Here is a 13,964-nt window from a genome sequence, read left to right on the forward strand (position 1 = left end):
CTATACCCGTCATACTTCAAGCTGCATGTGCGTTGGCTTTCCTCGCTCACCCCAGCCACTTACTTGAGTAAGCTCCTGGGGATTCGCTGCGTCGCCGCGTTACTCGGCCTATGGCCTCGCCCCTTCGGGGCCAGCGCAAGCGCTGTTCAAAACGCTTCAGGCGTTTTGTCCTGCAACTCGAATTATTTTGGGTATATAACCGTCCTCAATAATTGGGGCGGCTTTTCGCTTAATTAATTAGTTTATTATATGATTCAAAATAATGGATGTTATCTCGCTCACGTTGTTGCCTCTTTTTATTATCACCTTCCTGCACTAAATAATATTATCTCTTGTCTGTTGTATTCAGCGGGTTTCTGAATGAAATCAAGCTGAATGAAGGCGAGTTATTTCCTTAACTCAATAAACTATAAATATAAACAATCCATCGCAGTTATATATTCATGGCGGAAAGATATACCCGCCTTATTATTTTCTCAAGGAACGATGTATATGAAAAGAACGGCAATCGCAGTTGCTATCGGATGCTTATTGGTGGCAAATTCGGCTACGGCAAAATCAACCCCGCTCTCCGTTGAACAGCGTCTTCAACTGCTTGAAGACCGACTTGTTTCTGCTGAAAACCGGGCTGAAAAAGCAGAGCAAGAAGTTCAGGTATTGAAAGCCCGGCAAACGACAGACCGCAAGGAGATCAAGGAAGTACAGGAACGCGTGGTGGTGAAAAGCGAGACCCCGACAACGGAAACCGCAAAAAACACCGCCAGCCCTGCATTATCGCTTTCCGGTTACGGTGACCTGAAAATTTACGGTGACGTCGAATTCAATATGGATGCCGAAAGTCGCAAAGGGGCTTTAATTTCGAATAGTGATGACAGTAATGAACGCTGGGATTTAAATGGCCGCATCCTGTTAGGTTTTGACGGAATGAGAAAGCTGGACAACGGTTATTTTGCCGGGTTTAGCGCCCAGCCGTTGGCCGACATGACTGGTTTCCTGGATCTTGATGATGCCGTCTTCTTCTTCGGCCGGGAAAATGACTGGAAGATTAAAGTCGGACGCTTCGAAGCCTACGACATGTTCCCGTTAAATCAGGATACGTTTGTTGAGCACTCCGGAAATACCGCCAACGATCTGTATGACGACGGTCATGGTTATATTTACATGATGAAAGAAGGGCGTGGTCGTTCGGACTCCGGCGGCAATTTCCTGATGAGCAAGCAGATTGATAACTGGTATTTCGAACTGAACACTCTGCTTGAAGACGGTACGGCGCTGTTTACCGACACGCAGTATCACGGTCGCGATATGGAGCAAGAGAAGAACGTGGCTTATGTGCGCCCGGTGGTCTCCTGGTCTGAAGGCGCATTTTCCATGGCGGCAGCAATGGAAAGTAACCTGGTCAACAATGCCTACGGTTATTACGATGCTAATGGTCAGTTTGTCGACCAGTCCAGCCGGACCGGCTATGGCATGACCATGACCTGGAACGGGCTGAAAAACGATCCTGATAATGGCGTGGTGTTGAACCTCAACACCGCCTATCTCGACGCTTCCGACGAAAAAGATTTCAGCGCCGGGGTGAACGCCTTATGGCAGCGTTTCGAACTTGGTTACATCTACGCGCATAACAAGATTGACGAGTATTCAGGCGTTATCTGTGACGATGATTGCTGGATTGATGAAGCAGGCACCTATGATATTCACACCATCCATGCTTCGTATCAGATCCCGAATGTAATGGATATGCAGAACTTTAATATCTATCTGGGAGCCTACTGGTCGAAACTGCAAGGCGATAGCGATATCGGCAGTGATGACGATCGTTACGGCGGCCGCGTGCGGTTTAAATACTTCTTCTAAGTTGTTAATCGCCATCAAGCGCCTGACATCAGGCGCTTTTCTTAGAGCCTATCCATCAGGGATAGGCTCTTATTATCTATTCCAGCCAGAACACTTCTTTCAGCTCCGCACTCACCGGGCTGTTGTCCGCATTCGACGGCATCACTTCACCCATGAATTTCCACCAGCGCTGGCACACATCGGTGTTGGCGACGGCATCCCAGCGCTCTTCTGACTCGATTTCGACTGTCGCAAACAGCAGGTTGCGGGCCTTGTCGAGATAAATGGCGTAATGGTGCGCGCCATGAGCTTTCAGCACCGCTTCCAGCTCGGGCCAGATCGGGTTGTGGCGACGTTCATATTCTTCGTGTGTATGCGGGTGGACCTGCATGACAAACGCTTTATGGATCATAATGCCTCCAGATACAGCTCGCGCACGTCGTCGCGGTTGGCGGTGCGTGGGTTGCATGGTGCGCACGGGTCGGCGAGGGCTTTGTCCAGCCAGCCTTCAATGTCGGCTTTGGTGACGCCGAGTTCTTTGAAGCCTGCCGGAATGCCGACGCGGGTGCTCAGGTCACGAATCGCCTGAATCGCCGTCATGCTTGCCGCGTCGTCGTTCATGCCACGAGTATCGACGCCCATCGCCTGTGCGACACGAGCGAAACGAGCAACCGCGTTCGGACGGTTAAAGTTTTCGATGATTGGCAACAGGATGGCGTTGCAGACGCCGTGCGGCAGGTTATGCGTCGCACCTGGCTGATGCGCCAGGGCATGAACCAGCCCCAATCCAGCGCTGTTAAACGCCATGCCCGCCAGATACTGGCCGAACGCCATCTGTTCGCGCGCGTCGAGATTATGCCCGTCATCCACCGCTTTTGGCAGCCAAAGGGTAATCAGGCGAATGGCTTCCAGCGCGTTAGCGTCGGTCAACGGATGCGCGCCCACCGAAACAAAGGCTTCGATGGCGTGCGTTAGCGCATCCATGCCAGTTGCCGCAGTGATGGACGCCGGAATATCGAGCATCACGCTGGCGTCGTCCACAGCGATATCCGGAATGATATTCGGGTCGATGATGACTTCTTTTACCTGACGCACGCTGTCGATGATCACCGCGTTACTGGTCATCTCCGCGGCGGTTCCGGCGGTGGTGTTAATTGCCACCAGTGGCACGCCGGGGTACTTCACTTTGCCTACGCCGGAATAGTCCGTGGAAGGGCCTGGGTTGGCGGTAAGGATTTTGACGGCTTTGGCGGTGTCAATCGGGCTGCCGCCGCCAAAGGCGATAATGAAATCACAACGGGCGTCCTGCCAGGCCTGATAGCCTTTTTGCACCAGTGCTTCCGTCGGGTTAGGGAACACGTCATCGAACAGGTGATAAGACATCTGGTGCGCATCCAGCGCGGTAAACAGGGAATCGAGCAGGCCCATTTTTACCAGTTGTCCGTCGGTGACAATCAACGCTTTACCCCATTGCTTGCCCGCCACCAGATTGACCATATCCTCGATTGCACCCGCGCCATGCAGGCTGATTTTCGGCAGTGCCAACATAAAACTCATGCTTATTCTCCTTAATATTGCTGATTTTACTGCCCGATGGCGCGGCACTTGCCAGGCCTACAAAACCCGTAGGCCGGGTAAACGGAGTGCCACCCGGCATTAGATACGTCGTCGCTGTAAGATCCGGCGGGTGATAATCGGCAGTGAAATCACCACGATCAGCATCGCGCCGATGATTATCGACATCACGATGCCCGGTACGTTGAGAAGGCTCAGGCCAAAGGTCACCAGCCCCATCAGGAAGGCGGCGATAATCACGCCCACCATGCTGCCGGAGCCGCCAAGAATATTGACCCCGCCGAGTACTGCCATCGTCACCACTGATAATTCCCAACCCAGCGCAATGGTCGGGCGCGTGCTACCCAGACGCGACGTCAGCAGCACGGCGGCAAGGCCGGACATCAGCCCGACCAGCACAAACAGCATCAGGTTGTGGCGCTTGACGTTAATGCCCGAAAACCACGCACCGGTCGGGTTATTGCCAATGGCAAAGGTGCGGCGACCAAAGTTGGTTTTGTGCAACACGAAGGTGAACACCGCGGCGAGCACGATAAACAGCGCGAACTCAAACGACAGCGCGCCCCAGACGTAGCCCTGACCGAACCATGCGAAGCTCGCCGGATAGTGATTCAGCGCCTGATCGCCGAGCAAAATGTAGGAAATGCCGCGGAACAGGCTCATGGTGCCGATGGTGATAACGATGGAAGAGAGGTTCAGCCGGGTGACCAACAGCCCGTTCACCAATCCGCACAACACGCCCACGCCCAGTCCCACGCATACCAATAGCGGCGTATCCATTCCCGCCACGGCGCAAAAGCCCATCGCCGTGGAACTCAAGGCGATGATCGCTGCCACCGACAGGTCAATTTCACGGGCGATGATCAGCATCGCCATCGGCAACACGATGATCGCTTTTTCGGTGAAGTTGAAGGTGGCATCTGACAGGTTCCAGATGTTGAGAAAATAGGGTGAGGCGAACGCATTCACCACGAACACCGCCAGGGTGACCGCCAGCAGAAAGCCTTCCCAGCACGCCAGGCGCTGGAAAAATGACGGGGCGGGTGATGCGTTTTGCACAGCGTCAGACGTCAGCATTTTGCTCATGGTTTCACCGCCAGTTTTTGCCGGGCCAGCGCCGCATCACGCAGGATGAGGCGACCTTTGCGTTTGTTGCCGCGCTCGTTGAGCACCACCGCAATCACAATCACCGCGCCGGAAATCGCCATCTGCCAGAACGGCGATACACCGATAACCGGCAAGGCATTGTTGATAACCCCGAGGAACAGCGCGCCAAACAGACAGCCGAGCACGCGCCCGGTGCCGCCCATGGTGCTGATCCCGCCGATCACGCAGGCGGCGACAATCTGTAGCTCAAAGCCGTTGGCGACATCGACGTACGCCACCGCAAAGCGTGAAATCCACAAATAGCCGCAGAAACCGGCGAGCGCACCGGAGAGACAGAAGCTGACGAACTGCATTTTTCCGGCGTTGATCCCGGTGTAATACGCCGCCGTGGCGTTGCCGCCCGCGGTGTAAAGTGAACGTCCCGTCCGGCTGTAACGCAGGAAATAGCCGACCACAAACAGTGCGGCGATGGCACACCAACTCAGCACCGGTAGCCCGAGTAAAGCGGCGCGCGGCAGGCCGAGAAAATCAGCGCTCATCTGGTTGGAGTTCACCCAGCCGCCGTTGGACAGCAGAAAAATAACCCCGCGATAAATGCTCATCGTGCCGAGCGTCACCACAATCGCCGGAATACCCAGTTTCCACACCAGTAGCCCGTTGATGACGCCCATCAGCAGGCCGAGCAGGGTGGCCAGCGCCAGCAGCGCAACCACCGGAATGTCCGGATGGTGGAAATTGAGCAGTGCCACAATCATGCCAGTGAGGGCCAGATTGGCGGCCATCGACAGGTCGATGCCTTTGGTCAGCAGCACCATCATCTGGCCGAGGGCGAGAATGATAAGGATGGCCGTATCGTTGAACATTTCCACCAGATTACCCGGGGCGATGAACGACGGCGTGCGGCTGCCGATGGCGGCGACCAACAGCACAATCACCGCAGCCAGCAGGGCTTCGCGGTGTTTAAGCAGAGATTTCAACATCATGCCGCCTCCCTGCCTGCACCACTGGCGGCGCTGACAATTACCTCCGCCGTCGCGTCGCCCGCGCGGTATTCCGCGACCATCAACCCTTCGTGCATCACGATGATGCGGTCCGCCATGCCCATCACTTCGGGCAGTTCGGATGACACCATGATCACCGCCAGACCTTGCCCCACCAGCTCAGACATGAACTGATGTACCGCCGCTTTGGAGCCGATATCAATGCCTTTGGTCGGTTCGTCGAGGATGATCACCTCGGGATGAGTCGCAAGCCATTTACCGATCACCACCTTCTGCTGGTTACCGCCGGACAGCGTTTCAACGGCTTGCCGCCAGCTGGAGGCTTTGACCTGCAAGCGTTTGGCGTAGTCGTCTGCGAGTTTCCATTCCCTTTCTTCGTGTAACACGCCATTCGGGTTGAGCTTCCGTAGCTGAGGCAGGCTGATGTTTTGCGCGATCGGCAGCGCAATGATCGCCCCCTGTTTTTGCCGTTCTTCCGGCACGCAAACAATCCCGGCCTGGATAGCATCGGCGGGCTGGTGGAAGTGTACGGTCTGACCGTTCAGGACAATTTCGCCGGACGACGGCTGCGTGACACCGGACAGCGCCTGCATCAACTCGGTACGCCCGGCACCGACCAGGCCGTAAAAGCCGAGAATTTCGCCTTTGCGCAGGCTGAAATTGATATGCGCAAATTCAGTCGGATGGCATAAGTCTTTCACTTCCAGCACCGTGTCGCCCGGTTCGCACGCCACTTTCGGGAAGGTCTGGGTGATGGCGCGGCCCACCATCATGGCCACCATCCGCTCTTCGGTAATGTCATGGATGTTGCCTGCCCCGACGAACACTCCGTCGCGCAGAATGGTGTAGTGATCGGCCAGTTCGAAGATTTCGTCGAATTTGTGCGAGATAAAAAGAATGGCTTTGCCGTCCTGTTTCAGGCGTTCAACGATTTGATAAAACTCCAGAATTTCATGCTGAGAAAGCGCCGCAGTCGGTTCGTCGAGAATCACCACCTGCGCATCAAACGACAGCGCGCGCGCAATGGCGACCATATGACGCTGGGCGATACTTAACGTTTTCAGCGTGGCGAGTGGGTCAATCTGCACTTCAAGCCGCGAGAGCAGCGCCTGAGCGCGACGGTGCATTTCCGACCAGTCGAGTTTCTTCAGAAAGCCCTTACAGACGTACTGCCCGGCGAAAATGTTTTCGGTGACCGACAGTTCATCGAACAGCACGGTCTCCTGATGAATCGCGGTGATCCCCACTTTGTGGGCAGAATCCGGCGTGGGCAGCTGAATGGGGATTGCTTTATAGAGAATGTCGCCTTCGTCGGGCTGATAAATACCCGTCATCACTTTGACCAGCGTGGACTTTCCGGCACCGTTTTCGCCAATCAGCGCAGTGACTTTTCCGGGCCACAGGCTCAGTTGCACATTCTCCAGGGCGCGTACGCCGGGGAAGAATTTGCTGATGCCCGTGAGCTGGAGCAAGGGAGTGGATTCGGTCATGATGGTTCTCCGTCAAAGGGGTCTTGTAGGGCGGGTAAGCGGTAACGCCACCCGCCGTGTTGCCGGATGGCGCTACCGCTTACCCGGCCTACAAAACGCATCAGAAAATTTTGGAGAACTTATCAATGTTGCTGGCATCGTAAACGAACGGCTTCGCCATCGCGCCGTTGCCGTCGGCATCCAGCGTTACGTTGCCGAGTTTACCCATGCTGGCTTCGGTTTTGGTGGCGCTGCCTTTGACCAGATCGTCCGCTAAATACGTTGCCGCATAGCCCAGATCGATAGGGTTCCAGATAGCAAAACTTTTGCTGGCGCCGGATTTGATTGCCCCAGCCATTTCAGACGGCAGACCCAGGCCAGTTACGTACACTTTGCCGATTTTGCCCTGATCCTTTACTGCCTGCGCCGCGGCCACAATACCAACGGATGACGGCGACACGATAACTTTCAGGTCAGGATAGGTTTTCAGCAAACCGACCGCTTCGCGGTAGCTTTTATCGGAAAGGTCATCGCCGTAGGCCACCGTCACCAGATTGACTGACGGATACTGCGGCAGCACTTTTTTCATCTCCGCAATCCAGATGTTCTGGTTGGTGGAGGTAGGCGTGGCGCTAAGAATAGCAACATCGCCTTTGTCCACGTTCAGCGCCTTCAGCGCATCGGCGGCCAGTTTGACGTTGGTTTCACCGATCAACGCGTTATTGGAAGGATTCAGGTGGATCTGACGGCCCGCCTGCGCCACGCCGGAATCCCATGACACGACTTTGATGCCACGCTGCATCGCTTTTTTCAGTACCGGCACCAGCGCATCCGGATCGTTGGCGGAAATAGCGATCGCATCGACACCCTGAGCGATCAACCCGTTCAGCACTTCGATCTGTGCTTCTGCGGTGGTGGTTGTTGGCCCGGTATAAATGACTTTGACGTCACCTAACTCTTTTGCCGCTTCCTGCGCGCCAACGTTGGCTGCTTCAAAAAATCCATTTCCCAGCGATTTTGCCACCAGGGCGATTTTGACTTCAGCAAATGAGGAACCGGAAAACGCCAGTGCGGCAACGGTGAGGATCAAGCTTAGTTTTATTTTCATTGCTTTTACTCCACTGAATTGAGTTAGTTGTAGGGATTGCAGGTGTATTCGCCCCGTCTCAATGAGCGGGGCGCGATGTTGTTATCTGTAAACAGTTATGCGTAAAGCGCTAATGCTGATGCCATCGGGGTCACGCCAAAGCGTTTGCCAAGAGCAATCAGTTCTTCCCGGGTGATGGTCTGTTTCATGCCGCCCATCGAATAGACCTTCACCAGAACTTCTGCCGATTTCTCGGCGGTATCAATTAAGCCAAACGCTTCATCGAGCGTTGGGCCGCTGCCGAATACGCCGTGGAACGGCCACAGCACCAGCGAATGCTGCTGCATTTCGGTGGCGGTTGCCTGGCCGATTTCATCGGTGCCCGGCACTATCCACGGCAGAATGCCGACGCCGTCCGGGAATACCACCAGACACTCGGTGCTGCCTTCCCAAAGTTTGCGTGTGAAAAGATCTGAGTTGTTTTCCAGCACGTAGGTCAGGGCAATCAGGTTGGTGGCATGACAGTGCATGATCACGCGGTCTTTGCCATTGGTCGCCTTGATACGTTCGCAATGGGAAAGGAAGTGCGCTGGCAGCTCAGAGGTTGGCACCGCTTCGTGCGTCAGCCCCCAAAGAATGTGGTAGCCCGCGCCGTCGCTGTCCACTTTCACCACCCCTAAATTGGCGGTCGGGTCGAGCTGCACGTTGCGGAAGAATTTGCCGGAACCGGTGACGATAAACGGCGTATTCGCCAGAGCAGGCATTGGCTGGCTCAGCGCGATATAGCGCGGCTTCGCATGGAAATCCGCTTCGAACGGTGCGATATCGGCGTCGTCGAGGCGCAGGGTCAGGTTGCCGCCGTTGCGTTCGTCCCAGCCTTTCAGCCAGGCATCGGTGGTGGCTTTGATCATGCCCTGGACGAACCAGGAATCGGTAATGGTGTGCATAGTCTTGTGGTTCCTTTGAAAATGCCGGGTGGCGCGTGGCTTACCCGGCCTACTCTTACCTGTAGGCCCGGCACGCAAAGCGCCGCCGGGCATGTCTTTTATTTACGCTTCGCTAAAACGTCCTTCTCATAAGCGCGAACGTTGTCGAGCCACTGGCTGCCTGCTGGCGCATCGTGACGCTGGCAGTACATTTCCCATACCGCCTGCCACGGCAGGCATTTCTGCTCTTCGAGCAGCGCCAGACGCGCGGTGTAATCACCGTCGAGCTCCAGCTGACGCAGTTCCGCCGTCGGTTCCAGCAGGGCGCGCAGCAGGGCTTTTTTCATGTTGCGCGTGCCAATCACCCACGCGGCGATGCGGTTAATCGAGGCGTCGAAGAAATCGAGGCCAATGTGTACGCGGTCGAACAGGTCGTGACGGATGATCTCGCTGGCGATAGCCTGAGTTTCGTCGTCCAGCAGCACCACGTGGTCACTGTCCCAGCGCACCGGGCGGCTCACGTGCAGCAGCAGGCGTGGTACGAACAGCATCGCGGCAGAAATTTTGTCGGAAATCACTTCGGTCGGATGGAAGTGACCCGCATCCAGGCACAGCGCGGTCTGGCGGCTGGTGGCGTAACCCATGTAAAACTCGTTGGAGCCGACGGTGTAGCTTTCAGCCCCAATGCCGAACAGTTTGCTTTCCACTGCATCAATGTGATGCGCCGGGCTCAGTTTTTCGCTGATAATTTCATCCAGCGCGTTCATTAGACGCTGGCGCGGAGCGACGCGGTCGACGGTCAGGTCTTTCATGCCGTCCGGGATCCAGATGTTCATCACCGACGGGGTACCCAACTGATCGCCGAAATACGCGGATACGCGGCGGCTGGCTTTGCAGTGGTCAATCCAGAACTGGCGAATTTCATCGTTGGCGTGGGCCAGGGTAAAGCCGTCGGCGCTCATTGGGTGCGAGAAGCAGGACGGGTTGAAATCCAGCCCCAGCTTGTTGGTTTTCGCCCACTGCACCCAGTTTTTGAAATGCTCGGGTTTGATTTCGTTACGGCCAACCGGCTGGTCTGATTCCAGATAAATGGCGTGCAGGTTCAGACGTTTTGGACCCGGGATCAGGCTCAGGGCTTGCTCCAGATCGGCTCGCAGTTCAGTAGCGTTGCGCGCTTTGCCCGGATAGTTACCGGTCGCCTGGATGCCGCCGGTCAGCGCGCCGCCTGGGTTTTCAAACCCGGCCACGTCATCGCCCTGCCAGCAGTGCATTGAGACAGGCAGACGGTCGAGCTGACGCAGCGCCTCCTCGACGTCGACACCCACGGTGGCATAACGCTGTTTAGCCAGTTCCCAGGCTTGTTCAAGTTGAGTGGTCATGCGCAAAGCTCCTTCGTTTGTTGTGGCTGAAACTGCGCGACGTAGCGAGCAATTTCACTGTTCGAGTCCGGATTAAAGGTGGTGAGAGTGTGGTTGCCGCGCACCACCTTGCGAAAATCATCGACGTCCTTGAGTTCATCAAGCGTCATCAGCTGCACGCCGATATTGCCCAGCGTCGAGGCTTCAATCGGCCCGGCGATAACCGTCATGCCGCAGGCGTCGGCGCAGAGCTGATTGAGCAGTTCGTTCTGGCAGCCGCCGCCCACGATGTGTAGCTGTGAGAAGCGGTGACCGTGAAGGTCTGCGAGCTGGTGCAGCACGCGGGCGTACAACAGCGCCAGACTGTCGAAAATGCAACGCGCCAGTTCGGCAACGCTTTCCGGCACCGGCTGCTGGCTTTCGCTGCAGGCAGCCTGAATTTCGGCGCTCATGTTGTCGGGATTAATGAAGCGGTCATCGTTCGGATTGATAACGAACTGGCAGGCGGGCAGCGTCTGCGTGTGGGTGATAAGCCGTGTGATATCGCTGACGTTTTGCTCTTTCAGAACGCGTTGTAGCAGCCACAGGCCCATGATGTTTTTCAGCACCCGGTAGCGGCCTTCCGCGCCGCCTTCGTTGGTGATGTTGTTCGCCAATGCGATGTCGCAGGTGGCAGGCGTTTTACTCTCATAGCCCATCAACGACCAGGTGCCGGAGGACAAGTAGGCTGCGTGTTTGCCGGCCAGCGGAGACGCAATTACCGCGCTGGCGGTGTCGTGGCTGGCGACGGCAACGACCGGGATCTGATTGCCCAGCGGGCAAATCCAGTGCCCGACCACATTGCCTGGGTGCGTTGGCGTGCCAAACCAGTTACGTGGGGCGTGCGCCCAGTTAAGCAGGTCTTCATCCCAGTTATCGGTGTTGATGTTCACCATCTGGGTGGTGGTGGCGTTGGTGTATTCCCAGTTCATTTTGCCGGTCAGGCGGTAGCCGAAATAGTCGGGGATCAGCAGCGCATGGGCGACGCTGGCTAGCGCTTCCGGCTGTTGTTCCGCGAAGGCGCGGAACTGGTAAAGGGTATTAAACGGCAGGAACTGAATGCCGCTGCGGCGGTAAATATCGGCGCGTCCGAGCTCTTTCTCAGCGAGTTGCATCACGCCCTGCGTACGGCTGTCGCGGTAGGAAATCGGCAGCCCGACACGATTGCCGTCTTTATCCAGCAGCACATAGTCCACGCCCCAGGTATCAATGCCGATGCTGTCGATAAGAATGCCGTCGTCGCAAACTTTCTTCAGCCCGCAGCGGATTTCAGCTTCCAGGCTGTCGATATCCCAACAGTCGGTGCCGTCCACTTTCTGGAGCGTATTCATAAAGCGGTGGATTTCACGCAGTGTCAGAGTCCTTTCTTTGCGGTCGTAACAGGCAAGCATTACGCGTCCGCTTGAGGCTCCTAAATCCACCGCCACACAATGGCGAAAACTCATGGCAGGGTCCTTCTGATAGTCATTGCTGACAGTCTGGGTCACCGCCGAATTTGCTACCTTCTCACCACTGACAGCCCTAAATGGCGGCTGGCAAGAAAGCAAAGATGAACGTGAGGGGCTTCACAGTTTCCAGTAATAACGCCGTTTCATACGGGTGTGACGCTGGACGCATTTCCTGATTTTTCCTGTCGTTTCTTGAAAAACGAACAGGGTTTGCGCGCTTTGCTGTCAAAAATTCAAGGTGAGAATGGCGAGGGCTGCTTATTATCCTGATAACTTTTCTCATTTAGTGGGGCCGTCATGACCGTATTGCACAGCGTGGATTTTTTTCCGTCAGGACATGCACCTGTTGCCATTGAGCCACGGCTTCCACAGGCTGAATTCCCGGAACATCACCATGATTTTCATGAGATAGTGATCGTCGAACACGGCACGGGTATTCACGTATTTAACGGCCAGCCGTACACCATCACCGGCGGTACGGTCTGTTTCGTGCGCGATCACGACCGGCATATGTATGAGCACACCGACAATCTGTGCCTGACCAACGTGCTGTACCGTTCGCCGGATGCGTTCCAGTTCCTGTCCGGCCTGGAACAGCTGCTGCCGCAAGAGCAGGATGGGGTCTACCCGTCGCACTGGCGGGTGAATCAGGCAGTGTTGCAACAAGTCCGGCAGGTTGTGCAGCAGATGGAAGCGCTCGATAGTGGAGACGACATGCACGCCATCGCCAACCGCGAAATTCTGTTTATGCAGCTGTTGGTGCATTTGCGTAAAGGCAGCCTGACGGCAGAGGCGACCAATAACGATGCTCGCCTGAGTTTGTTGATGGCGTGGCTGGAAGACCATTTCGCCGACGATGTGTGCTGGGAAGAGGTTGCTGACTGCTTTTCGCTGTCGCTGCGTACCCTGCATCGCCAGCTCAAACAGCACACCGGTATGACGCCGCAACGCTACCTCAATCGCATTCGTCTGACCAAAGCGCGTCACCTGCTGCGCCACAGTGACGAAAGCGTCACAGATATCGCATTTCGCTGCGGTTTTGGCGACAGTAACCATTTTTCGACGCTGTTTCGCCGCGAGTTTCAATGGTCTCCACGTGACATTCGTCAGGGGCGCGATACCGTACTTCAGTAACGCGAGACCAGTCACCGTTTTTTGCTGTAAAAACAGCTAATAATATCCGGTTATCCGCTGTTTGAGGTTTCGCTGTGCCTGCTCCACTCATTCTTCGAAAAGCCGAATTTTTTACGTCGCCGCAGCAAGCGGTGGCGGTGGCCGATCGCTACCCGCAAAACGTGTTTGCTGAGCACACGCATGAGTTCTGTGAGCTGGTGCTGGTGTGGCGTGGCAACGGGCTGCATATCCTCAACGATCGCCCGTACCGCATAACGCGGGGCGATTTGTTTTACATTCGCGCGGAAGACAAGCACTCCTACGCCTCGGTGAATGACCTGGTTCTGCAGAATATTATCTATTGCCCGGAACGGCTGAAGCTCAATCTGGACTGGGCGGCGCACATTCCCGGCCTGCACGGCACTGCCTGGACGCCACACTGGCGGATTGGCAGCAGCGGCATGGCTCAGGTACGGCAGGTGATCACCGCGCTGGAACAAGAGAGCCATAAAACCTGCAGCCATGCGAACGACATGGCTGAGCTGCTGTTTGCACAGCTGGTGGTGGCGCTGCGCCGTCATCGATACGCCACGGATAATCTGGCTGCGACGGAGAGCGAAGCGCTGCTCGATAAGCTTCTCACCGCGCTGGCGGGTAGCCTGAACCGACCTTTCGCGCTGGATCAATTCTGCGAACAGCACACCTGCAGTGAACGCACGCTGCGTCAGCAGTTCCGCAGCCAGACGGGTATGACCATCAACCACTATTTACGCCAGTTGCGGATTTGCCACGCGCAATATTTGCTGCAGCATTCAGAATTGATGATCGGGGAAATTGCGATGCACTGCGGCTTTGAGGACAGCAACTACTTTTCAGTGGTGTTTAACCGGGAAGTGGGGATGACGCCAGGGCAGTGGCGTCATCGTAATGCGGCCTGAAATAGCAGGGAAAGAGAATATTTTAAATAACCTACAAATAATGGTGTTATTTCCTGCGTGATAT

At 55.8% G+C, this 13,964-nt stretch carries 12 protein-coding genes; 3 read left to right on the forward strand and 9 right to left on the reverse strand.

Annotated elements, in window-relative coordinates:
• The first annotated feature begins 492 nt into the window (after positions 1 to 492).
• Positions 493 to 1,860, forward strand: a complete 1,368-nt coding sequence (locus tag MUU47_RS01700; RefSeq protein ID WP_258986364.1) for a carbohydrate porin — start codon at positions 493 to 495, stop codon at positions 1,858 to 1,860.
• Positions 1,861 to 1,936: 76 nt separating this feature from the next.
• Here the strand turns inward: MUU47_RS01700 and rhaM are convergent, their stop codons facing one another.
• From rhaM to rhaB, 9 genes are all read right to left on the reverse strand, one after another.
• Positions 1,937 to 2,251, reverse strand: coding sequence for an L-rhamnose mutarotase (gene rhaM / locus MUU47_RS01705; protein WP_258986365.1), 315 nt, complete (start codon positions 2,249 to 2,251; stop codon positions 1,937 to 1,939).
• Positions 2,248 to 3,396, reverse strand: coding sequence for a lactaldehyde reductase (gene fucO, locus MUU47_RS01710; RefSeq protein WP_258986367.1), 1,149 nt, complete (start codon positions 3,394 to 3,396; stop codon positions 2,248 to 2,250). The genes rhaM and fucO overlap by 4 nt, the downstream gene beginning before the upstream one ends.
• A 99-nt stretch (positions 3,397 to 3,495) precedes the next feature.
• The gene (locus MUU47_RS01715; protein WP_258986368.1) at positions 3,496 to 4,500 is read right to left on the reverse strand and encodes an ABC transporter permease; all 1,005 of its coding nucleotides are present in this window, start codon (positions 4,498 to 4,500) and stop codon (positions 3,496 to 3,498) included.
• Positions 4,497 to 5,504 carry an ABC transporter permease gene (locus tag MUU47_RS01720; protein WP_258986369.1) on the reverse strand — a complete coding sequence of 336 codons (1,008 nt, stop codon included), beginning with the start codon at positions 5,502 to 5,504 and terminating at the stop codon, positions 4,497 to 4,499. The genes MUU47_RS01715 and MUU47_RS01720 overlap by 4 nt, the downstream gene beginning before the upstream one ends.
• Positions 5,501 to 7,012, reverse strand: coding sequence for a sugar ABC transporter ATP-binding protein (locus MUU47_RS01725; RefSeq protein WP_258986370.1), 1,512 nt, complete (start codon positions 7,010 to 7,012; stop codon positions 5,501 to 5,503). The genes MUU47_RS01720 and MUU47_RS01725 overlap by 4 nt, the downstream gene beginning before the upstream one ends.
• Before the next feature lie 100 nt (positions 7,013 to 7,112).
• Positions 7,113 to 8,099 carry a rhamnose ABC transporter substrate-binding protein gene (gene rhaS, locus MUU47_RS01730; protein ID WP_258986371.1) on the reverse strand — a complete coding sequence of 329 codons (987 nt, stop codon included), beginning with the start codon at positions 8,097 to 8,099 and terminating at the stop codon, positions 7,113 to 7,115.
• 95 nt (positions 8,100 to 8,194) lie between these two features.
• The gene (gene rhaD / locus MUU47_RS01735) at positions 8,195 to 9,025 is read right to left on the reverse strand and encodes a rhamnulose-1-phosphate aldolase (protein ID WP_258986372.1); all 831 of its coding nucleotides are present in this window, start codon (positions 9,023 to 9,025) and stop codon (positions 8,195 to 8,197) included.
• A gap of 98 nt (positions 9,026 to 9,123) precedes the next feature.
• A complete protein-coding gene (rhaA, locus tag MUU47_RS01740) occupies positions 9,124 to 10,383 on the reverse strand; it encodes an L-rhamnose isomerase (protein ID WP_258986373.1) in 1,260 nt (419 codons plus the stop codon).
• Positions 10,380 to 11,846: a rhamnulokinase gene (gene rhaB / locus MUU47_RS01745; protein ID WP_258986374.1), complete on the reverse strand. Its 1,467-nt coding sequence runs from the start codon at positions 11,844 to 11,846 to the stop codon at positions 10,380 to 10,382. The genes rhaA and rhaB overlap by 4 nt, the downstream gene beginning before the upstream one ends.
• 300 nt (positions 11,847 to 12,146) lie before the next feature.
• Here rhaB and rhaS (MUU47_RS01750) point away from each other — a divergent pair, with 300 nt between their 5' ends.
• Together rhaS (MUU47_RS01750) and rhaR are read left to right on the forward strand one after the other, a co-directional pair.
• On the forward strand, positions 12,147 to 12,983 hold the full coding sequence (gene rhaS, locus MUU47_RS01750) for an HTH-type transcriptional activator RhaS (RefSeq protein WP_258986375.1): 837 nt from the start codon (positions 12,147 to 12,149) through the stop codon (positions 12,981 to 12,983).
• A 74-nt stretch (positions 12,984 to 13,057) separates the two neighbouring features.
• Positions 13,058 to 13,900 carry an HTH-type transcriptional activator RhaR gene (gene rhaR / locus MUU47_RS01755; protein ID WP_258986378.1) on the forward strand — a complete coding sequence of 281 codons (843 nt, stop codon included), beginning with the start codon at positions 13,058 to 13,060 and terminating at the stop codon, positions 13,898 to 13,900.
• The last annotated feature ends 64 nt before the right edge of the window (positions 13,901 to 13,964 follow it).

The organism is Scandinavium hiltneri, from assembly GCF_024764835.1.
Classification (GTDB): domain Bacteria; phylum Pseudomonadota; class Gammaproteobacteria; order Enterobacterales; family Enterobacteriaceae; genus Scandinavium; species Scandinavium hiltneri.